Source organism: Nocardia sp. NPDC055321 (genome assembly GCF_053645575.1).
Genome location: NZ_JBSHMS010000052.1, coordinates 1 through 20,488 on the forward strand (window position 1 = coordinate 1; position 20,488 = coordinate 20,488).

Genomic DNA, 20,488 nt, shown 5'->3' on the forward strand with positions numbered 1-20,488 from the left:
GCTTTTTTTTATTTTTGTGTGTTTTTTTTTTTTTTTCATGGTGTGGGAGGGCCCGCGCCGCCCGCCGTTTTTTGGGGTGATTCCGCGGGAACCCCTCTATCCCACCACCTCGGCTTCCCGAGACCTTCAACGGTCCCTCCGAATCGGACCTGTCGGCCACCCATCTGCTGTCGCGGATGCCGAAGGCGACCGAGCCGCTTGGTTTTTCACCCGATTCGATTGCGTGAGAGCGCGTCTCGAGACAGCATTCAGCGCATGAAATTACAACAGGTTGCAGTTCTGTCGGTGACGGCCGCAGCCACTCTCGCCCTGGGTCCGGGACTCGCCACCGCGGCCCCGACCCCCGGCGACACTCCCCGCCAGGCGATCAGCCGCGCCTACATAGACGCCCTCGTCTCCCACGACGCGAGCGATGTCCCCTTCGCCCCCAACGCCACCCGCGTCGAGGCCGGCCTGCAAACCGGCTATTCGGGCCCCCAGTTGGCCCACGACCTGAACCATGGCCTCCAGTACAAAATCATCCAAACGGTCCGCGACCTACATATGACCGAGGAAGGCGACGTGGTGACGGCCCGCTACCTCCTCGACTCCGGCGTGGTAGGCATCACCCTGATGACGGTCGACATCACCGAGACGTTCCGTATCCCTGACGGCACGATCCACGAGATAGTCGCGACGATCGTTCCGGTGTAGCCGATACCTCTTATCGTTGCCATCGCAACGATAGACCGGGCAAAGTGGTCGATCGCGGGCGATCTCGCACGCTATCGTTGCTATAGCAACGCTAAGCCGCGAAGGTCGGCGGTTCCCTCGAACTTTGGCGGCACGCTCGGCTTTATCATTGCGATAGCAACGATAGGAGGTTCCATGCGATCGACACCCCGGCGCCGTCCAACGTCCGGCACAGCCGGACCACTCGTCGATTTCGGCGCCTCCATCACCGAGCGCCGACTCGCCCTGCGACTGACTCAACTCGATCTGGCCGACCTGGCAGACGTCGGCCTGTCGTCCGTCCGCAATCTCGAAGCCGGTCGAACGTCTCCGACCCTCACCACGTCGTTACGAATCCTCGATGCCCTCGGACTGACCCTGGTCAGCATGCCGTTGGCGGACACACGATCGCTTCCCCCGCGCGCGGTCGCGCTGCACACGACCGAGGACGGTTCGATATGACCGAGCCGATCGACCTCGCACGGCTCAGGGACGTCGACGTAGCTGACGTGTACAAGTCCGATCGCCTCGCCGGGCAGCTCCGCCGCGAACGTGACGACGTCGTATTCGCCTACGACGCCGACTACCTCAACGACCCAGCGGCCCCTCCCGTCGCCTTCACGTTGCCGAAGCAGAACAGGCGTTTTCGCGCGACAGGCGGATCGGTGCCCGCATTCTTCGCGGGCCTGCTGCCCGAGGGTTTGCGCCTGACCGCGATCACCACGGCAACACGAACGAGCGAGGACGATCATCTCAGCCTGCTCCTGGCCGTGGGCGCCGATACGATCGGCGACGTACGGGTACTCCCAACCGGGGCGAATCCCGTTGAGCCACAACCGCTGTTCGAAACGGCGGACACCACCGACGCGGACTTCGCCACCCTGTTCACCCGCGCGACGTCGGCCGATCCGGACGACCTGGATCGAACGGCGCTGCCAGGCGTCCAGATCAAGGTATCGGCGCAAATGATCTCGACTCCGATCACCACCCGGAGCGGGCCGGCGATCCTCAAACTCAATCCACCGGATCATCCACACCTGGTCGAGAACGAGAACTTCTTCCTCGACATGGCCGCCGCCTGCGGCATACGAACACCCACTCACCACCTGGCCACCGATCGGAACGGGGTCCCCGCACTCTTCGTCGACAGGTTCGATCGAGTCATCGAAGGCGGGGAGGTCCGACGGCTCGCGCAGGAGGACGCGTGCCAGATCCTGGGAAGGTACCCGGCAGCGAAGTATCGCGTCTCGTTGCAGGAGGCCATCACGGGCCTTGCCGACGCGGTGTCACTCGGCATGGGTTCCGGTCCGCTGGCGACGCTGCAGGTCCTCGAGATCGCGGCGTTCAGCTACCTCATCGGCAACGGGGATCTCCATGCCAAGAATCTGTCGATCCGGCAGGCACCCAACGGAATATGGGAGCTGACCCCCGCCTACGATCTGCTCACCACGCAACCGTATCTGAGTTGGCAGGATCCGATGGCACTACAACTGTACGGTCGAGACGGCAAACTCGGCTACCGCTGGTGGTCGGAAGCCGCTACGCGGCTCGGGGTTTCACAGCGAGCCCTCCGCCGCAGCATGGCCCGCATCGTCGATGCCGCCGAACCCTGGATCGGACAGGTCACGACAATCGGTTTCGACGACAAAACAACTCGCCATTTGGCGAGGCTGCTGACCGAGCGCCGAATCGAGATCGCACCGACCGGCAAGTAGTCGCTATCGCGCCCGAATATTCTGCTCGCCGCCGGGCCGAGAATTTCACCTCGGCCCGATCGGACATCACCCTTCGGCAGCGAGCTGGCCGCAGGCGGCGGCTATCTCCTGGCCGCGGGTGTCGCGGACGGTGCAGGGCACACCCTGCTCGTTCACGCGGCGGACGAACTCGCGTTCCACGGGCTTGGGGGCGGCATCCCACTTCGAGCCGGGGGTCGGGTTCAGGGGGATCACGTTCACGTGGACGCGGGAGCCCAGGGCCTTGTGGAGCTTCTTGCCGAGCATGTCGGCGCGCCAGGGCTGGTCGTTCACGTCGCGGATCAGGGCGTACTCGATCGACACGCGGCGGCCGGACTTGTCGGCGTAATACCGTGCGGCATCGAGGACTTCGGCCACCGGCCAGCGATTGTTGACCGGCACCAGCGTGTCTCGCAACTCGTCGTCCGGAGTGTGCAGGGACACCGCCAGAGTCACCGAGAGATCCTCGTCGGCGAGCTTGCGGATCGCGGGAGCCAGGCCGACCGTCGAGACGACCACGTTCCGCTGGGAGATGCCCAGGCCGTCGGGGGCGGGCGAGGTGATCCGGCGGACCGCGTTCACCACCCGCTTGTAGTTGGCCAGGGGCTCGCCCATGCCCATGAACACGATGTTCGACAGCCGGCCGGGACCACCGGCGACCTCACCGTCGCGCAGGGCGGCGGCCGCGGCGCGCACCTGGTCCACGATCTCCGCGGTGGACAGGTTGCGGGTCAGGCCGGCCTGGCCGGTCGCGCAGAACGGGCAGGCCATACCGCAGCCGGCCTGGCTGGAGATGCACAGCGTCGCGCGGTCCGGATAGCGCATGAGCACCGACTCGAGCAGGGTGCCGTCGCCGGCCTTCCACAGCGTCTTGCGGGTGGTGCCGTCGTCGCAGGAGATGTGCCGGACCGTGGTCAGCAGCTGCGGGAACAGCGCCTCGCCGATCGTGGCGCGCACGGCCTCGGGCAGATCGGTCATCAGCGCCGGATCGGCGACCAGGCGGCCGTAGTACTGTCGCGCGATCTGGTCGGCGCGGAACTTCGGTAATCCGAGCGCCTCCACCGCCGCCTTGCGTTCGGCCGAATCGAGGTCGGCGAGATGCCGCGGCGGCAGGCCACGGCGGGGGGCGTCGAACACCAGGGGCAAGGGGGCGGCAGTCATAACCCCTCCAGTGTTCCACCCGAAACCCGGTTCCGGGCCGTCGGGGTGCGATGCGCTCGTCACAGTCGGCCCGGATCCGGCCGGGCCCGCGCGGCAAACGGCGAGCTGAAACGACATATCAGAGATACCGGGCGAAATACGTGCACCGGTCATAGCGATCGGCAATGATCGAATCATGACCACCGACGCCGTACCCAACCCGGGAGCCGAACCGACTCCGCACACGGACAAGAACACCGATCGGGGCGTCCCCAAGACCCGCGCGGGCTATGCCTGGGTCGGCCTCGTCTTCGCCGCGCTCCTCGGCATCGTGGTGCTGGTCTTCATCCTGCAGAACCTCGAGCAGGCCCACGTCTCGCTGTTCGCCTGGAACTGGAACCTGCCCATCGGCGTCCTGGTCCTGCTGTCGGTCATCGTCGGCGCGCTGGTCACCGCGCTGGTCGGCGGCACCCGAATCCTGCAGCTGCGCCGGGCCGCGAAGAAGGCGCACTAGCGCGAAGAAGCCCCCCGCCGGCAGGACCCGGCCACCGTCGCGGCCTGCGAGCGGCCGCCGCCGCGCACGTCCGCCGCCGGGTACCCCTCACATCGGCGGCGGCTCGACGTCGCAGACACCCCGCACCCGCGCGAGTGCCGCCTTCGCCTCGGGGTGATCGGGCCCCAGGGTGAGCACGTAGCCCGCGAGCGTCTCGGCCTCGATCGCGCCCGCCTCCTCGTCCGCGCCGCTGTCGCGCAGATCCAGGCTCAGATTCGTCGCGCACTGGAGCGTGTAGGGATGTTCGGGCCCGCGAATCCGGCGCGACCGCTCGAGGGTGTCCCGCCCCAGCTCCACCGCCTCGTCCAGCCGCCCGAGCGCGGCCAGGTCCGAGGCCCGCCCGCTCTGCGCGGCCAGAGTGTAGGGATGATCCTCCCCGAGCCGCCGGACGAAGATCGCGATTGCTTCCTCGTCCAGGGCCAGGGCCTCGCCCGAACGCCCGAGCGCGCGCAGGGCCGCCGCGTAGTTCACCGCGCACGCCGCCGTGAAGGGATGGGCGCTGCGCAGCCCGGTACCCAGCTGATGCGCCTCACGCGCGTATTCCAGCGCCTGTGCGGGGTCCGCTGTCATCCGGAAGTCGTTGGCCACGTTGGTGCGCGCCGCGATCGATTCGGGATGTTCGGGCCCGTACACCGCGATGTGATCGTGCAGCACCTCCTGCTGCATCGCGAGCGCCTCCGGATACCGCCCCGCCTTGCGATAGGACACGGCCATGTTCTTGCGCCCCCGCAGCAGATGCTGATGCCGCGGATTGTCGACCAGCTCCCGGAACCGTCGTAACACCTTGTCCTGCACCGCGACCGATTCCTCGTAGTGCCCGAGCTCCCGATGATTGCGGGCGATGTTGTTGAGGCAGTGCAGCATCAGCATGTCGTCCCCGCGCAGCGACAGATCCCCGCGCAGGGCTTCGTAATTGGCGGTGTCCAGCGCCATCGCGTCGGAGAAGCGCCCGACCATGCGGTAGGCGACCGCCAGATTGTGTGCGGCGCGCAGTGTTTCGAGGTGGGCGTCCCCCAGGCAGGTGCGGGCCCACGCATGCGAGGCCAGATTCACCCGCGCCGACCCCTCCCAGTCCCCGGACATGCGCAGGCACGCGGCGAGCAGATCGCCCGCGGCGACGTATTCCTCGGGGTACTCCCCGCGCTGGGATTCGACCCCGTCGCGCGCGGCCTTCGCGTACCCGAGCGCCTCCTGCAGCCGGCCCAGCTGCCACAGCGCGTTCCCCGTGGCCTGCTGAATCCGCACGACGCCGATGTGACCGGCGCCCAGCACCGGCGACCAGGCGGCGACCGCCTGCTCCCCGAGCCCCGAGGCCGCGGTCAATTCCCCCTGCGCCCGCAGCGCCCGCACGATGTTGGCGATCAGCTCGGGCAGTCGCGCGCACGGCGAATCCGGTTGCGCCACTCGCGCACACGTGAGCACCTCGGTGTGCGCGAGCTGCTGCCACAGCCATTCGTACCGGAACCACAGCGCCGGCCGGTCGATGCGCCGCGGATCCGCGTCACACATGACCTGGTGCGCGAGATGACGATTCGTCTCCGCGACATCCTTGGGCAGGAAGTCGTGGATGCCGAACCACGGGATGCTGTGAATGGTCAGCGCCCGCCCGGTGTCGGTCAGCGGATCGGCGCACAGCTGCGCCACCGAGTCGCGCGTGGCCAGTTGCAGCACGACGCGCCTGCGGTTGTCGTTGCCCAGCGCCGCCGCCAGCTCGTCCGACAGCCGCCGCCCCTGGTGGCCGCTGTCCAGATCGGAGGTCAGCAGCGCCAGCGAGATCGGCTGATCGGCGTGGAACGCGGTCAGCAGCCGCAGCAGTTCCCCCGCCGCCCAGGCGTTGGAGCCGCGCGGCTCGTCCAGCAGCGGGCGCAGCGAGTCGCCGATGATCGACCCCGCGTGTTTGTACCCGGCCCCGCGCAACAGGGTGAGCGGCGCGGATCGCACCTTGTCCAACAGTGTTTCGTCCAGCGTGTCGGTACCGCGGGCCCCGAGGTGCGCCAGCGCGTTCAACAGCACCGGGCTGCCGTCCAGCACCCGGCTGAACTGCTCGGCCACCCCGTCGCCCAGCTCGGCCACGTGCCTGCGCAGAAAACTCGCGCCCTCGGCGACGCTGAACGCCGGAATCGGAATCTGTTGCGGCTCGGACCAGGTGGCGACCTTCGAGGTGAACACCACGTGCCCGCGCCCGCCCCAGGGCACCACCTCCGACAGCAGCGCCGGTTTCCGTGGCAGCGGGTACTGCCCCGGGTACCGCGAATCGTCCGGGGTGACATTGTCGTACACGATCAGGTAGCGAATGTCGGTGCGCCGCAACGCCTCCACGACATCGCGGTACACGGTGGAGCGCGGCAGCGAATCGGAGAGCCCGAGCGGTTCGGCGAGCCGGGCCAGCGCGGTGCGCATGGCGACGCCGTTCTCACCCGGAATCCAGGCGATGAGGTCGTACTGGGAGCGGAAGCGGTGCACGTACGCCCCGGCGAGCCAGGACTTCCCGGTGCCGGCCGTGCCGGTCAGCACCACCGCGCCGGAATTGGCGAGCGCGGCGCGCATCTCATCGATCTCGCCTTCGCGACCGTAGAACCACTTGGCCTGATAGCCGGGCACCGACTGGGACCGGTAGTCCACGAACAACTGCCTGCCCGGATACTCCACCGGCGTCCACGCGGCCTGGCGCAGGGTCTCGGGCGCGGCCACGTGCTCGAGCAGGCCGAGCACCCGGGCGACCTTGGCTCGCGCCTGCCCGGCATCGGGCAGGGCACGCAGGTCCACCGCCGGAATCCGTGCCGCCGCCGCGGGCACCGACCCGGTGCCGACGATCACCGCGAGCCGCCGCTCGTCGGCCGCGGCCCCGCGCCAGAAGCTGGGCGTGCGTTCGGCGACGCGCAGCAGATGCTCGCTGACCACCATGATCAGGGTGCCCACCGCGCCCCGATCGAACGAGCCCGCCGCGTCCAGCCGCCGAATTCGGATGTCGCGCCCGGTTTCCCGGCCGAGCTGCTGTAGCCACAGCGCCCACACCGAGTCCTCCGGCGCGTACAGAACGGCGATCGACTCGCCGGGGGAAACCCGATAAACCGGAGACGACACCCGTCTCAGTCCTTTCCCGGCTGTGGCGCCGCGTCGTCGGAGTCCGGGCCACCCGAGCCACCGCCCCCGAATCCGGCGCTGTCGATATCGGAGAGCACGGTGTACCGCATGATGTCCACGAATCGGCTGCCGATCGGGGTCAATCGACCGGAGCGAGTGAGAGTCTCGCACGCCGCGAGCGTCTGCTCGAACAGTGACCCCGGGCTCGGGATCGACTCGCGGACACCGAGGGTCGCGGCGCGCCGCCAGAATCGGGCAACCGCCGCGTGCGCGTAGATCCCGTGCAGCAGACCGCTGGCCGGCCGCGGGTCCGCGCGCCAGGGCGAGGGCAGATCGGCGGGACCGTCCACGGCGATCAGCGGGGTCAGCTCCATCAGCACGCTGAGCTTGGAATGCTGGAACTCGTGCAGCAGACCGGTGGCCGCGCCCGCCACGCCGCCCGGCGCGAGCGTGGCCGCGGTGCCGAAGGCGTCGACCAGGGTCGAACTGGTGAACGGGCACGTCCGCCGGGACAGCGGCACGAGCGCGTACAGCCCGCGGCACAGCGGTGCGGCGAGCTCGGGCACCGCCGCGCACAGCAGCGCCAGCGCGTCGGCGAACACCTCGTTCCACCGCTCGAAATCCGTGTCCGGCCACCGCTCCCAGGGATCACGCACGGGCTGGACCACCTCCGGCCACGCCGAGGCGGTGGGCGGCAGATCATCGAATTCGACCGCGACCGCGCCGAAACGCGTGTGCGCGGTGAGCCTGCGCAGCGGCGTCCAGTCCCGCCCGGGCAGCACGGCGCCGCCGGGACCGGTGCGTACCCGCGCGATCGGCGCGGTATGTCCGCTCCAGCACCCGAGTCCGGGCAGCACCACCGCGTCGCCGACCCGCGGCACGTCCAGTTCCGCTGCCAGTCCCGCGCGCGCCGCGGCCGTCGCGGCGAAGGACGCGAGGTGCGCGACACCGGCGGGGGCCCGGCCGCCGGGGGTGTGCATCTCGGTCGCGCAGATCGCCGCCCACGCGCCGAAGCGCGGATGGCGCACGACATCCCGCACCACTCGCGGCCGCAGCCGTTGCACGGCGATCAGCGTGTCCAGGCCCGCGCGGGCGGTGCGCTCGGGCGGCGTCTCGCCCAGTGCCGTCGCCACACCCGCGAGAAACGCCAGGGTGCGGCTGGACCGAGCACGCCGCATCAACGCCGGGGTGCCCGGGTCGTCGTCCAGCATCGCCAGGGCGTCGATCTCCCCGGCCGAGATGAGCACTGTCTCCAGCCGGCCCGATCCACGCATCGTCGACACCACCGTCATTCGCGGTCAGACCGATCGCACGCGATCACCGGTAGCTCGGCCGGGCAGCGGCGGGCTGTGCCCCGCGAGCGTGATTCCCAGCGCGGACCGGCGACTCAGCGCGGTCGCCAGGGCCGCGCGCACGTCGGGCCGATCCGATTCGATCAGTCGATCCAGCGGTAGTTCCGTCAAATCCGGTATGCCGCATAGCATTTCTTCCTGCATCGGATAGCCCTCCCCACCGATTCGCCCGCGATACCCGTTCCGGACTCCGGCGCGTGCCCGGCTCATTTCGGACCCGTCGTTTCCGAACCACTTCTCAACATAACCGAAACGGACAGCGCCGGTAAGCGCCTTCGAATTTCACTCAATTGCCGGTAACCCCTTGGCAATTCGGATTCTGCCTGGGACGGGAACAGCGACACCGCGCCCGCGCAGCAGACGGCGGCCGCGACCGCGACCGCCACACCGAGCGGCGGAACCACCGCCCCGACGGCCTCACCGGCCAGCACCAGCGCCGCGATCGGCGTCCGCACCGCCGACCCCAGACAGGCGGCCAGCCCGGCCATGACGAACAGCGCCGCCGGCCCGAGCTCGAGCCCGACCTCGGTCCCGAGCCGCCAGCACAGCGCCCCGGCGGTCGCGCCGATCACCATCGCGGGGCCGAAAACCCCTCCGACACCGCCGGATTGCAGGGTGATCGAGGTGGCGGCGATCTTGACCAGCGGCAGGACGGCCAGCAGCCACAGCGGCGCGGCGGCCAGCGCCACCGCGGACAGTTCGCCGGCCACGACGCCGTAGCCGGTGCCCAGGGTCGCGGGCAGGATGAGCCCGATCAGCCCGACCAGCGCGCCGGCCGCGGCCGCGGTGCATTCGGGCCACCACGGGATCCGGGCCGTCCACGCGCCCGCGCGATGAAAGGTCCACGCGTAGAGACGCGCCAGGACCCCGCAGACCACGCCGACCACCAGCAGCGGCCCGAACGACGCCGGATCCCAGAGCGCGCCGAGGTCCGCGTACCCGAACATCGGGCGACGGCCGTACAGCACGGCGAACACCCCGAACGCCACCGCCGTCACCGGCACGGCGACCAGGACCACACGCCAGTGGACGCCGCGCCTGCGCAGCACCTCCCCGGCCAGCAGCACCCCGGCCAGCGGCGCCTGGAACAGCGCGCCGACCCCCGCGCCCACCGCGGCCGCGACCAGCACCGCGCGCTCCCCCGGCGTCAGACCCAGTCGCCGGGTGAGGGTTCCGGCCAGCGCCGCCGAGATCACCGCGACCGGGCCCTCGGTTCCGCCCGATCCGCCCGCGCCCAGGGTCGCCGCGGTGCCCGCCAGTTTGGCCGTCGCGGCGCCGGCGCCCAGACCGCCCAGCTCGCGCGCGTGCACGGCCGCGATCACCCCGTCGGTGCCCTTGACATGCCCCGGCCCCAGCCGGGACAGCGCGGCCGCCGCGGCCAGGGCGGCGGCGAGCAGCACCGGCAGCAACCAGCCGAGACCCGAGACCGGACCGGTGGGAATCGCCTGTCCCCCGGCATCATCGGGATACGCGGGCACGACCTGCCGCAGCAGCAGCGCGCTCGCCCAGTGCAGGGTGTAGCGCAGGGCCACCGCACCCAGGCCCGCACCCAGCCCGACCAGCACCACCGCCACGCCGAACGCCGCCCAGCGCGTGGCCGGGCGGCGTATCGGTGCGGGTGGATCGCTCACCGATCACCCCGAGTCGGTGCGCACCGAGTCGAGCACATTGCGCGCATCGGCCAACTCCCCCATACCCGTTCCGACCGAGACCCCCGCCAGGATCTCGGACATGCGCACGGGCAGCCCCGCCGGGACCGCGGCGTGCTCGGCGGCCCGGGCCGCAACCCGCACCGCCTTCAACAGGGCCACGTACACCTCGGCGGTGCGTGGCACCGACAGCAACGCCGCCGCGTAGCGGAACTGCTCGATGACACGGTCCGGGAGATCGTCCTCCGGGTACGCGGAGACCTCGGCGATGTGCAGGTAGGCGCGCGTGATCTTCAGCAGCAGTACCGCATTGGCGTCCCCGGTCTCGTCCTCGATCGACTCGGCCGCCGCGGCGTACAGATCGACCGCCTGCCAGCCGTGCAGCGGTTCACTCGCGGCCTCGCACCGCATCAGGTACGCGTCCGCCAGCCGTTCGCAGAGCCGGGGACGGACCGGGTCCTCGGGGTCGGTGTCGTCGAGGGCGGCGCGCAGCACGCGGGTGCCGTCGGTCAGGTAGTCGACCCCGCCCACCGCCGAATACCGTTGCAGCAGCAGCTCACCCACGAAGGTCGCGAAGGCGGCGAACTCGGCGTCGCTGTCCGGGCCCTCCTTCATCGCCATCTTGGACACCGCGATCGCCTCGTCCAGATCGTTCGCGTCCCGATCGCGCTGCCAGCGCCGGTGCAGCAGGACCGCGAGCATGCGCAGCAGTTCGAAGCGGGCCTCGTGCCCGACCGGGACCGTGGCCAGCGCCGCGCGCGTGGAGGTCAGGGCCTCGTCCAGCTCACCGAATTCGGCGACGGTGAAGGCGGTCCGCGCGAGGTCGGCGTATCGCCGCTGCTGTTCCACGTTCGGTGGTTCGGGCGGGGACTCGGGAAAGTTCGGCGCTATGCGGCGCAGCACATCCGGGGACAGATAGGCGAACGAGGAACCGTCGCTGTCGGCCGGATCGGACAGCGTCGCGGGGAAGACCTGGCCGGGCACCCCGTACCGCTCGGCCACGAAGCGCGAGACCGCGGTGAGCACGCGGGCGGCCTCGCTGCGCGGAACGGCCTCGCGCAGAATCGCTTCCACGCCGGGCCGGAACGCGAACGACCGGTTCTCCTCGGCCATGGTGTAGGGCGCGGCCGGCGCGGCCCCGCCGGCCTCGATCAGACCGCCGGCCAGCACCTCGGCCAGCACGCTGGGCTTGGTGCCGGGCAGGACGGCCTGCTGCACCAGGCGCATGATCGGCAGCAGCAGCGGGACCTGGGCCAGGCACGCCGCCAGCCGGAACGCCTCCGGCGACGAGGCGGAACGGAATCGGCGGACCCGATCCAGGGGACGGTTGCCGAGTTCGGCGTCCTGGCGCACGGCGAGGGTGTCCGGGCGCGCGTGCTCGCCGCCGGGTTCGGGCCGCTGCAGCAGCGGGTACCCGGCGATCCGCCGGTAACCGGCCAGCAATTGCGCCCACGGCGCGATCCAGCCCGGTGTCAGTTCCAGCACCGGGATCGGCAGGGTGCGGCCGCCGGTCCCGGCGAGCACGCGCAGAGGAGACGGGCTGTCCGCGAGCATGGGTGTTATTCGTCCGCGCCCCCAGTCCAGGCCGGTCCGCGCCCACAAGCTGTTAGGCAATGGTTGCACGATCGTGACGGGCGAGGCGGTCGCCAGCGCCTCCAGCTCGGCCGCCGCTTCGCCCCAGCCCCAGGCGTTTCCGAGGCAGGCGGAGAAGACCATGATCACCCGGCGGCCCGAGGGGTCGCGCAGCGCGGAGACCGGGCGATCCGCGGGCGCACGGACGTCCGCCGCCAGTCGCAGCCCGCCCTGGGCGTCCTCGTCCAGGTACCACGACTCCACCCGCCGGAACCCGACCGACTCCACCACCGCGCGCACCGCGGCGGCCAGCCCGCTCCAGGCGGCCATCGAGGGGTGCCGGTCGAAGACCAGGACGGCGTCCCGCTGCCGGACCAGTCCGGATCGTGTTACCGGCCAAGGGATTCCGGTGCGCGCGGTGTGCTCCACCGACGCCTCCTCGTCGAAGATCCGCTGCCGCGGCTCGGGGAATCGCCCGGCGAGCGGCCGCAGTTCGGCGCGGATCCGCTCGCTCTCCCCCAGCGGCGACGGCACCGGCACGCCCACCTCGCTGTGCGCGGGCACCCATCCGCTGCGACCGGAGAGACTGTCCACGAAGGGATTCCGGGGCACGAGCGCGACGCTGTCGACGCTGGGCGCGGCCCACGCCGACGCCGCCGGTGGTTCGTCGGGTGGCTGCGATGGCCCCGATGCGGCGGGTGGGTCCGCGGGTTGATCGCCGATGTGCTCGGACAGCCACAGCGCCTCGGCAATGAGTTCGCCGTCCAGATCGAGCCCATCGAGCGCTGCGAGGAGTTCGAGCAGTTTCGACTCCATCTCAGCCTCCGGAATCGGTGGGCTGCATCAGGCGTTCGGCCAGCAGTTGCCGATCCTGCTGCTCCATGCCGTCCGGGCCGGTGGCCTGGGTCAGCACGTGCAGAGCGATCAGCAACCGGTCGGTCGGCAACGTTCCCAATTCGTTGCGCCGTCTGATGAAGACCTCGATTATATCGCTGTAGTCGCGCACCACATCGGGTCCGAGATGGGCCGACACGACGCTTTCCAGTTGCCCGCGTTCGGGTTTCGCCAATCGCAACCGCAAACAGCGACGCAGGAAGGCCGGTGGGAACTCGCGTTCGCCGTTGCTGGTCATCACAACGATGGGAAAAGCGTTGCAGCGCACCGACCCCTCGTGCACGGGCACCCGCTCGCGGCCCTCGTGACTGAAGACCTGCACCACCGGCTGATGACCGCGGATGCGCCGCAGTTCGTCGATGTGATACTCGCCGTCCTCGAACGCGTGCAGCAGATCGTTGGGCAGATCGACGTCGGCCTTGTCGATTTCGTCGATGAGCAGCACCCGGGGCGTGGCGTACGGCAGCAGGGCGGTGCCCAGCGGTCCGAGCGTCACGTAGTCGGCCACGTCCACCCCGGCCCCGCGCTCACGCACGTCCGGCATGCTCGCCTCCTCGAACCGGCGCAGCGCGTCGTAGAGGTACAGCCCCTCGCGCAGGGTGCTGCGGCTGGTGATCGGCCAGTGCAGCACCGGCCCGAGCGAGAGCTCCCGGGCGATGAGATAGGCCAGCGCGGACTTGCCCAGGCCCGGTGCGCCGCTCACCAGCAGCGGACGCCGGCACAGCAGCGCCGCGTTGATGACGTCGAGATCCTCGGGCCGCAACTGGTGCGCGCCGATGCCGCTGCGCCCGAGTTTGCGCTCGACCTGATCGGACTGCTCGCCGGGCGCGGGCGGGGGCACCAGCGGAGCGCCGTTGAAGGTGCGCGCGATCATCGGTGGCGGCACCGCCGCCCACCCGTCCGGGCGGGGCTCGCCGGAACCGTGGAACACATGCCAGTTCGGTGCTGTCATATCGCCGTTCTCCCCGAGGGCTCCGGTCCCGCGAGCGGTAGCCGACGCCGGCTCTCGCCCGGTTTGTCCAGAATGAAAGTGATCTTGCGCCAGAAGTCGTCCCGGTCCGCCGACTCCACCGAGCTGCGCTGCTCCCGCCAGATCGTGCCGTACCAGTCGATGGGCGGCACCGTCCCCAGCCGGTCGAGCAGGGTCCGGCGGAACACCGCGCCGGCGCAATCATCCTCCGCCGCCGGGTGTTCCGGGCAGCGTTCGTCGCGCCACAGCGTCACCGGCAGCGAATTCGCTTCCGAGGCAGCCAGCATGGGCACGGTCGGCGGCTCGTCCACCCCGAATCCGTCGCACGGGTTCTGATCCGCGCTCACGAACAGCTCCTGCAGCTCGGCCAGCACCTGCCCGCGCGGATCCACGCACTCCATCCAGTGCAGGGCTCGAAAGTCTCGCGCGCGCAGGCGTTCGTAGCGCTGACGCAGCTCGGTGAGCTGCTCGTTGTCCTTCTCCCACGTCCGGCTGCGCCGCAACCGCAGCAGATACTTGCCGAACGGGCGCTGGTCCGGGCGCAGCCACCGGTACAGCGGTTCCTCCGTCAGGTGCTCGTCCGGCAGCGCGATGACCAACTCGACGGACTCCGCGCCCAGCTCCCGCAGCGAGGCGTCCAGCACCGCCTTCACGCCCTGCTTGGCGTGCGCGTAGCTCGGGCACGGTGCGGACTGCGCGAGCGGAATGATGTCCTGCTCGCCGACCCGGCGATGGACCTCGTAGCGGTAGACCGTATCGACCCGATCGTCGGTGACCGGGGTGTCGCCCGCCCGGATCACCCCGAACAGGGTCGTGGTCGGCGACGGGACCGCGCGGTCGGCCAGGAACCGCTTCTCGAACAGGCGAAACTGGGGCGACGAGGTGATGATCGTGCGCGGCATCCGCTGCAGCCCGTCGATGACCGGTTCCGGCGCCGCGGGCAGGTACCGCGGCGCCAGCGCGCAGAACCTGGCCAGTCCGAACTTCGGATCGTGGCTCTCGGTCCCGATGTACTCGGCCAGATCCCGCAGCGTCGGAAACTGATCCGGCTCCGGCGGCAGGGCGTCCCGGAAGAGCTCGTCCACCAGCGCGACCGGCACGTTCCGCGCGGCCGCGGGCGGCACCCGGGCCAGCAGCGCGTGCACGTCGACCAGCCAGCGCCGGATGATCGTCTCGCCGCCCACGAGCCCGTACGACCAGCCGCGATCGACACCGTGCTGCCGGTCATGCGCGCGGACCAGATCGTCGTACAGCTCCGGCGCGTCCAGCCTGCGCAGGCCGTCCAGCAGCGCGGCCACCGCGCCGCCCTGCGCGGCGGTCAAACCCTCGGTGCCCTTCACCAGGCCGACGACGCCGCCGTGCCGGACCGACCACACCGGGGCTCCGGACATGCCCGAGATGACCGAACGATCCGCGGAGTCGATGGTGAAGAACCGCGGCGGATGCACGTCGCGGACCACGTACGACCGGTAGATCTCGACCGCCTGCTCCACGTACACGGCGTTGAGCGCGCAGACGATCAGCCGGTCCCCGTTCTGCAGCGCGGGCTCGGCCAGCAGCACGCTGGGCGCGGATACCTCCTGCGGCTGCTCGATCCGCAGCACGGCGTGATCGTCGAAACTCCAGCGGCCGGCGTCGACGCCGCGCGGGGCCGCGGACGCGGCGATCACCTCGGCGAAACAGTCGTCCGCACCGAACCGGAGCCGCACCCGCTTACCCAGATCGCGCACGACGTGCGCGGCGGTGACCGCGTACTGCGGCGCCACCCGGAACGCCGTGCCCTTGGCCTGCGGTTTCACCGCGTCGGTCAGCACGATCGCGGTGGCCGCGCGCAACAGCTCCTCGATCTCGGCGTGATCACGCACGGTGCGGGCCCCCTAGGCCGTGGCGGCAGCCGGTTCCCATTCGAGCGCGACCTTGACCGAAGCCTTGGCGCCGCCCGAAGCCAGCACCGCGAAGACGCCGCCGCCGGTGAAGGCCAACTCCAGGCCGAATTCGATCGCCACCCGATCGGGTTTCATACCGTCGAGCCCGGCGTGTACCGACGCCGCGACGCTGCGCACCGTGCTGCCGAGATTCTCCAGCCGCAGCGTGTCGCGCAGCCCGACATCGGCTCCCGCCCCGCCGTCCAGGCCCGCCTCGGCCGCTTCGTCCACGGCCTCGATCCGAGCGAAGATGACTGTGCCATCCGGCATTTCGACGCGTTCGATATGCGCCATGTCAACCCCCTGTATGCCTGCGGACATTCAGCTCGACCGTAGCACCCCGCCCGCACACACGCGCCCGGGATCAGCGAGTGCTACTGCGCGGCAACGATTTCCACGGGGGTAGCGAACTCACAGCAGCGCGGTCAGCACCAGCCAGGAGACGAACGCGGACGGCAGCATCGAATCCAGGCGATCCATGATGCCGCCGTGGCCGGGCAGCAGCGTGCCCATGTCCTTGATGCCCAGCTCCCGCTTGATCTGGGATTCGATGAGATCGCCGGTGGTCGCGACGACCACCAGGCCCACACCCAGCAGCACGCCGATCATCGAATTGGCCTGCAGCAGCAGGGTGACCGTCAGCAGACCGCCGATGACGCTGAAGACCAGCGATCCGGCGAAGCCCTCCCAGGACTTCTTCGGGCTGATCGCCGGGACCATGGGGTGCTTGCCGAACAGCACGCCCGCGACATAGCCGCCGACGTCCGAGCACACCACCAGGATCATGAAGGTCAGCACGCGCAGATTGCCGTCGTCCTGCAGCAACATGAGCACGGCGAACGCGGCCAGCAACGGCACCCACGCCAGGGTGAAGACACTGATCGCGGTATCGCGCAGATAGTTTCGCGGGGTGGCGCGCAACCCGTGGTCGAACAGCCGCCACACCATCAGCGCCAGCGCGCTCGCACCGAACGCGCCGAGCACGCCCGCGGTGTCGAACGGCCATGCCAGCCAGATGATCGCCTGCCCGCCCAGCAGCAGCGGCACCCGCGGCACCAGGACGTCGGCCTCGCGCAGGCGCTTGGCCACCTCCCAGGTCGCCACCGCCACGGCCGCCGCGATCACCCCGATCAGCACCTCGGGCGCGAACAGCAGAATCGCGATGAGCGACAGGCCCAGCCCGAACCCGACACCCAGGGCGGCGGGCAGGTTGCGCCCGGCCTTGGAGGCGGGCGCCTGCGCCGGAACCGGCTCCACCGCGGGCGGCCGCGCCTCGGCGCGGTCCGCGGGCGCGGCCGGTGGCGCCGTCTCCGGGGTGCCCTCGACCGGCGGCGTCACCGCATCGGTGGATTTCTCGGCCACGATTGTCCTGTCGCTCACTTGTCGTTTCGTCCCTACCCCCGGCCGTGCGCCGGCCGTCCGGAGAACCTCGAGCAGCGGTGCTTACACCTCGAGCAGCTCGGCTTCCTTGTGCTTGACCAGCTCGTCGATCTGGCTGACGTACCTGCCGGTCGTCTTGTCGAGATCCTTCTCGGCGCGGCCGACCTCGTCCTCGCCCGCCTCGCCGTCCTTCTGGATACGGCCCAGCTCATCCATGGCCTTGCGGCGCACGTTGCGGATCGTGATCTTGGCGTCCTCACCCTTGGACTTGGCCTGCTTGACCATCTCGCGGCGCCGTTCCTCGGTCAGCTGCGGGATCGACACGCGGATGATGTCGCCGTTGTTCGTCGGGTTCACACCCAGATCCGAATTGCGGATCGCCTTCTCGATCTCCTGCATCAGCGCCTGCTCGTACGGCTTGATGACCACCATGCGCGGCTCGGGCACGGTGATGCTGGAGACCTGGGTGATGGGCGTGGGCGAGCCGTAGTAGTCCACGACGATCCGCGCGAACATGCCCGGATTGGCGCGACCGGTCCGAATGGAACCCAGGTCGTCCTTCGCCACCGAGACGGCCTTCTCCATCTTTTCCTCGGCCTCGAAGAGCGCTTCTTCAATCACGGCGTTTCCTCCACAGCGTCATCGTTCTTCTCGTCGGTCACGACCGAACCAGCGTGCCGATGTTCTCACCGGCGACCGCGCGAGCAATATTGCCCTTAGTCAAGAGATTGAACACCAGCATGGGCATCTGGTTGTCCATACACAGGCTGAACGCGGTGGCGTCGGCGACCTTCAGACCGCGTTCGATCACCTCTTTGTGGGTGATCTCGGTGAACATGGTGGCGTCCGGGTTCTCCCGCGGATCGTCGGAGTAGACCCCCTCGACGGCCTTGGCCATGAGCACCACCTCGGCGCCGATCTCCAGCGCGCGCTGGGCGGCGGTGGTGTCGGTCGAGAAGTACGGCATGCCCATACCGGCGCCGAAGATGACCACGCGGCCCTTCTCCAGGTGCCGCTTGGCGCGCAGGGGCAGATACGGCTCGGCGACCTGGCCCATGGTGATGGCGGTCTGCACGCGGGTATCGATGCCCTGCTTCTGCAGGAAATCCTGCAGCGCAAGGCTGTTCATCACGGTGCCGAGCATGCCCATGTAATCCGAACGGGCGCGCTCCATACCGCGCTCCTCGAGCTCGGCGCCGCGGAAGAAATTGCCGCCGCCGATGACAACGGCGACCTGGACCCCGTCCTCGACGACCTCCGCGATCTGCTCCGCGACGGTCTGCACCACATCCGGGTCGAGACCGACCCGCCCACCACCGAACATCTCCCCACCGAGCTTGAGGAGTACTCGGCGATAGCCCTTGCGGTCGGGCGCCGTATCCGGGTCCGTCATCGGTCTCCTTGTCCTGGGGCGGTTCGAACGCAGCCACGCACATGAAAAGACCATCCCGGCGCAACGCGATGCGCGGGACGGCTACAAGCTTTCGTCTATCCTGCACCACGGACGGTCACGGCCATGAGGCGACCCTCTATACCGTGCCCGAATTCGTGACATCGCGCGGCGGCGTGGCGGGCTCGGACAGGGCCGCGATCCGCTCGGCGGCCAGCGGCGTCGCCGGGACCTGCACGACCAGCAACAGGCCGGGATCCTCGGCCGGACGCAACTGGAACAGCTCCAGTTCGATATCCCCGGCCTCCGGGTGCGCCACCGTGATCGTGGCGGGCCGGAACCGGCCCACCGGGTACTCGGACCACCAGCGCGCGAATTCGAGGCTCTCCCGGCTCAGCTCGGACACCAGCGCGGACAGCCCCGGATCACCGGGCCGGCTGCCGGTGGCGTCGCGCAATTGGCTCAGCACCGCGCGGGCAGCGAACTCCCAGCGCGGCATGCGGGCGCGATTCTCCTTGTCGGTGAACATCATCCAGAGCAGATTGCGCCGGCGCGGGGGCAGATCGAGCGGATCGTGGCGGACGCGGACGTAGGCGGTGTTCCACACGACGTAGTCGAAATCGCGGTCGAAGATCGACGCCGGATTCGGCAGGACCGCGTCGACCAGGCGCTGCAGCCGGGCGTTGTCGGCCGCGGCCCCGCCGTCGTCCGGTTCGGCGTGACCGGCCAGCGCGCGCAGGTGACGGTGCTGATCGGCGTCCAGGCGCAGGGTCCGGGCCAGCGCGTCGATCACCTGGCGGCTCGTCTCGACGGCGCGGCCCTGTTCGAGCCAGGTGTACCAGGTCAAGCTCACGCCGGACAGTTCCGCCACCTCTTCGCGGCGCAGACCCGGGGTGCGGCGGCGGGCCGGGTCGCCGTACGGCAGCAGCCCGACATCGGCCGGTCGCAGGCGGCCCCGGGCCGCGCGCAGGAACCGGCCCAGCTGCGCGTATCTGGACTCCGGAACGTCCGGATGACCGTCACCACTTACCATTTCGCCCATCCCCCGTACAGAGTGCCCGGGTAGCAGTATCACTGCCAGGACAGGTTCGTGCCCGAATTCCTACCGTGGAAAACACAACACCACGACAGGGGAGCAGGACATGACGAACCACAACGGACCGGTACTGGTCATCGGAGCCACCGGCAGGCAGGGCACCGCCACGACGACGGCGCTGCTCGAAAGAGGCTGGGAAGTAAGGGCTTTGGTCCGCGATCCGGAATCGGACCGGGCGCGGGCGCTGGCCGCGGCGGGCGCGCGGCTGGTGACCGGCGACCTGGACGACGAGGAATCGGTGCGCGCGGCCATGGAGGGCGCGCACGGGGTCTTCCTCATGCTGACCATGATGTCCGGGGTCAACATCAGCCTGGACGCCGTGGCCGCGGAGATCGTGCACGGCCGGATGGTCGCGGACCTGGCCGCCAAGACCGGCGTGGCGCACCTGGTGTACAGCTCGCTCAGCGGCGCGCACAAGAACTCGGGCGTGGAGTACTACGCGGCGAAAGAGCAGATCGAGGACCACATTCGGGCGCTCGGCCTGCCCGCCACCATCCTGCGCCCGGTGCTGTTCATGGACAACTTCGCCACCTACAACAAACCGGCCCGCGTCGACGGTGAGCTCGTGCTGTCGCTGGCGGTGGCGCCGGACAAGCCCATGGCGCTGATCTCCATCCGCGACATCGGCGAGTTCGCCGCGATCGCCTTCGACCGCCCCGACGAGTTCCTGGGCCGCACGGTGGAGATCGCCGGCGACGTCCTGACCCCCACCGAGATAGCCGAAACCCTCGCCCGCCCGGCCGGGTTGCCGCACCGGACGGTACGCGTGCCGATCGAGGCCCTGCGCGCCTTCGACGAACAGGTCGCCAAGATGTTCGCCTTCTTCGACACCGACGACTCCCCCGCCCCCGATGTCCCGGCCCTGCGCGCCGCCCACCCCGGCCTGCAGAGCCTGTCGACCTGGGCCGCGGCCACCGGCTGGACGCTGTGAGCGAGCGCCCGCGCGGCGGGCTCCGCGCCGTGCCGATGCCCGCCACCGGCGCGGCGGCCGCCCCGAGATTCGGGGGCATCCGGAATCGGTGACACCGCCGTACGCTGC

At 70.0% G+C, this 20,488-nt stretch carries 18 protein-coding genes; 5 read left to right on the forward strand and 13 right to left on the reverse strand.

Going from position 1 to position 20,488, the window contains the following annotated elements:
* The first annotated feature begins 255 nt into the window (after positions 1 to 255).
* The 3 genes from ACWIGI_RS40545 (at position 256) to ACWIGI_RS40555 (ending at position 2,426) form a co-directional block, all read left to right on the forward strand.
* Complete coding sequence (locus ACWIGI_RS40545; protein ID WP_454209001.1) at positions 256 to 693, forward strand: hypothetical protein; 438 nt, start codon at positions 256 to 258, stop codon at positions 691 to 693.
* A gap of 174 nt (positions 694 to 867) precedes the next feature.
* Positions 868 to 1,173 (forward strand): helix-turn-helix domain-containing protein, encoded by a 306-nt coding sequence (locus ACWIGI_RS40550; protein ID WP_454209002.1) that lies wholly within the window; start codon positions 868 to 870, stop codon positions 1,171 to 1,173.
* Positions 1,170 to 2,426 (forward strand): type II toxin-antitoxin system HipA family toxin, encoded by a 1,257-nt coding sequence (locus tag ACWIGI_RS40555; protein WP_454209003.1) that lies wholly within the window; start codon positions 1,170 to 1,172, stop codon positions 2,424 to 2,426. Before ACWIGI_RS40550 ends, ACWIGI_RS40555 begins: the two co-directional genes overlap by 4 nt.
* A gap of 66 nt (positions 2,427 to 2,492) precedes the next feature.
* On the opposite strand, the gene rlmN is transcribed toward ACWIGI_RS40555, so the two are convergent.
* A complete protein-coding gene (gene rlmN, locus ACWIGI_RS40560; protein ID WP_454209004.1) occupies positions 2,493 to 3,605 on the reverse strand; it encodes a 23S rRNA (adenine(2503)-C(2))-methyltransferase RlmN in 1,113 nt (370 codons plus the stop codon).
* 175 nt (positions 3,606 to 3,780) lie between these two features.
* Between rlmN and ACWIGI_RS40565 the strand changes: the two genes are divergently transcribed.
* Positions 3,781 to 4,098, forward strand: coding sequence for a LapA family protein (locus ACWIGI_RS40565; RefSeq protein WP_454209005.1), 318 nt, complete (start codon positions 3,781 to 3,783; stop codon positions 4,096 to 4,098).
* Between the two features lie 87 nt (positions 4,099 to 4,185).
* Here the strand turns inward: ACWIGI_RS40565 and fxsT are convergent, their stop codons facing one another.
* The 12 genes from fxsT to ACWIGI_RS40625 all read right to left on the reverse strand — a co-directional run bounded on the left by fxsT (position 4,186) and on the right by ACWIGI_RS40625 (position 19,395).
* Positions 4,186 to 7,221, reverse strand: a complete 3,036-nt coding sequence (gene fxsT / locus ACWIGI_RS40570; protein ID WP_454209006.1) for an FxSxx-COOH system tetratricopeptide repeat protein — start codon at positions 7,219 to 7,221, stop codon at positions 4,186 to 4,188.
* A gap of 5 nt (positions 7,222 to 7,226) precedes the next feature.
* A complete protein-coding gene (locus ACWIGI_RS40575) occupies positions 7,227 to 8,495 on the reverse strand; it encodes an aKG-HExxH-type peptide beta-hydroxylase (RefSeq protein ID WP_454209007.1) in 1,269 nt (422 codons plus the stop codon).
* 24 nt (positions 8,496 to 8,519) lie between these two features.
* On the reverse strand, positions 8,520 to 8,684 hold the full coding sequence (locus tag ACWIGI_RS40580) for a hypothetical protein (protein ID WP_454209008.1): 165 nt from the start codon (positions 8,682 to 8,684) through the stop codon (positions 8,520 to 8,522).
* A 95-nt stretch (positions 8,685 to 8,779) separates the two neighbouring features.
* Positions 8,780 to 10,204, reverse strand: a complete 1,425-nt coding sequence (locus tag ACWIGI_RS40585; RefSeq protein WP_454209009.1) for a chloride channel protein — start codon at positions 10,202 to 10,204, stop codon at positions 8,780 to 8,782.
* A 3-nt stretch (positions 10,205 to 10,207) separates the two neighbouring features.
* Positions 10,208 to 12,610, reverse strand: coding sequence for an SAV_2336 N-terminal domain-related protein (locus tag ACWIGI_RS40590; protein ID WP_454209010.1), 2,403 nt, complete (start codon positions 12,608 to 12,610; stop codon positions 10,208 to 10,210).
* 1 nt (position 12,611) lies between these two features.
* Positions 12,612 to 13,640, reverse strand: a complete 1,029-nt coding sequence (locus ACWIGI_RS40595) for an AAA family ATPase (protein ID WP_454209011.1) — start codon at positions 13,638 to 13,640, stop codon at positions 12,612 to 12,614.
* Entirely contained in the window at positions 13,637 to 15,523 is a 1,887-nt protein-coding gene (locus tag ACWIGI_RS40600; protein ID WP_454209012.1) for a S1 family peptidase, read from the reverse strand. Before ACWIGI_RS40600 ends, ACWIGI_RS40595 begins: the two co-directional genes overlap by 4 nt.
* Positions 15,524 to 15,535: 12 nt before the next feature.
* Positions 15,536 to 15,877, reverse strand: coding sequence for a CU044_2847 family protein (locus ACWIGI_RS40605; RefSeq protein ID WP_454209013.1), 342 nt, complete (start codon positions 15,875 to 15,877; stop codon positions 15,536 to 15,538).
* 117 nt (positions 15,878 to 15,994) lie between these two features.
* Positions 15,995 to 16,840, reverse strand: coding sequence for a phosphatidate cytidylyltransferase (locus ACWIGI_RS40610; protein WP_454209032.1), 846 nt, complete (start codon positions 16,838 to 16,840; stop codon positions 15,995 to 15,997).
* Between the two features lie 186 nt (positions 16,841 to 17,026).
* Entirely contained in the window at positions 17,027 to 17,584 is a 558-nt protein-coding gene (frr, locus tag ACWIGI_RS40615) for a ribosome recycling factor (RefSeq protein ID WP_454209014.1), read from the reverse strand.
* Positions 17,585 to 17,621: 37 nt separating this feature from the next.
* The gene (gene pyrH / locus ACWIGI_RS40620; protein ID WP_454209015.1) at positions 17,622 to 18,356 is read right to left on the reverse strand and encodes a UMP kinase; all 735 of its coding nucleotides are present in this window, start codon (positions 18,354 to 18,356) and stop codon (positions 17,622 to 17,624) included.
* A 136-nt stretch (positions 18,357 to 18,492) separates the two neighbouring features.
* Positions 18,493 to 19,395, reverse strand: coding sequence for a helix-turn-helix transcriptional regulator (locus ACWIGI_RS40625; protein ID WP_454209016.1), 903 nt, complete (start codon positions 19,393 to 19,395; stop codon positions 18,493 to 18,495).
* A 100-nt stretch (positions 19,396 to 19,495) separates the two neighbouring features.
* On the opposite strand from ACWIGI_RS40625, the gene ACWIGI_RS40630 reads away from it, so the two are divergent.
* Positions 19,496 to 20,380 carry an NmrA/HSCARG family protein gene (locus ACWIGI_RS40630; protein ID WP_454209017.1) on the forward strand — a complete coding sequence of 295 codons (885 nt, stop codon included), beginning with the start codon at positions 19,496 to 19,498 and terminating at the stop codon, positions 20,378 to 20,380.
* The last annotated feature ends 108 nt before the right edge of the window (positions 20,381 to 20,488 follow it).

What these genes read in the sequence shown, in the direction of transcription:
- ACWIGI_RS40630 (WP_454209017.1), top strand. Translation starts at nt 19,496, where the DNA reads ATGACGAACCACAACGGACCGGTACTGGTCATCGGAGCCACCGGCAGG.
- ACWIGI_RS40625 (WP_454209016.1), bottom strand. Translation starts at nt 19,395, where the DNA reads ATGGGCGAAATGGTAAGTGGTGACGGTCATCCGGACGTTCCGGAGTCC.
- ACWIGI_RS40575 (WP_454209007.1), bottom strand. Translation starts at nt 8,495, where the DNA reads ATGCGTGGATCGGGCCGGCTGGAGACAGTGCTCATCTCGGCCGGGGAG.
- ACWIGI_RS40605 (WP_454209013.1), bottom strand. Translation starts at nt 15,877, where the DNA reads ATGGCGCATATCGAACGCGTCGAAATGCCGGATGGCACAGTCATCTTC.
- pyrH (WP_454209015.1), bottom strand. Translation starts at nt 18,356, where the DNA reads ATGACGGACCCGGATACGGCGCCCGACCGCAAGGGCTATCGCCGAGTA.
- ACWIGI_RS40545 (WP_454209001.1), top strand. Translation starts at nt 256, where the DNA reads ATGAAATTACAACAGGTTGCAGTTCTGTCGGTGACGGCCGCAGCCACT.
- ACWIGI_RS40590 (WP_454209010.1), bottom strand. Translation starts at nt 12,610, where the DNA reads ATGGAGTCGAAACTGCTCGAACTCCTCGCAGCGCTCGATGGGCTCGAT.
- ACWIGI_RS40555 (WP_454209003.1), top strand. Translation starts at nt 1,170, where the DNA reads ATGACCGAGCCGATCGACCTCGCACGGCTCAGGGACGTCGACGTAGCT.
- ACWIGI_RS40565 (WP_454209005.1), top strand. Translation starts at nt 3,781, where the DNA reads ATGACCACCGACGCCGTACCCAACCCGGGAGCCGAACCGACTCCGCAC.
- ACWIGI_RS40550 (WP_454209002.1), top strand. Translation starts at nt 868, where the DNA reads ATGCGATCGACACCCCGGCGCCGTCCAACGTCCGGCACAGCCGGACCA.
- rlmN (WP_454209004.1), bottom strand. Translation starts at nt 3,605, where the DNA reads ATGACTGCCGCCCCCTTGCCCCTGGTGTTCGACGCCCCCCGCCGTGGC.
- ACWIGI_RS40595 (WP_454209011.1), bottom strand. Translation starts at nt 13,640, where the DNA reads ATGACAGCACCGAACTGGCATGTGTTCCACGGTTCCGGCGAGCCCCGC.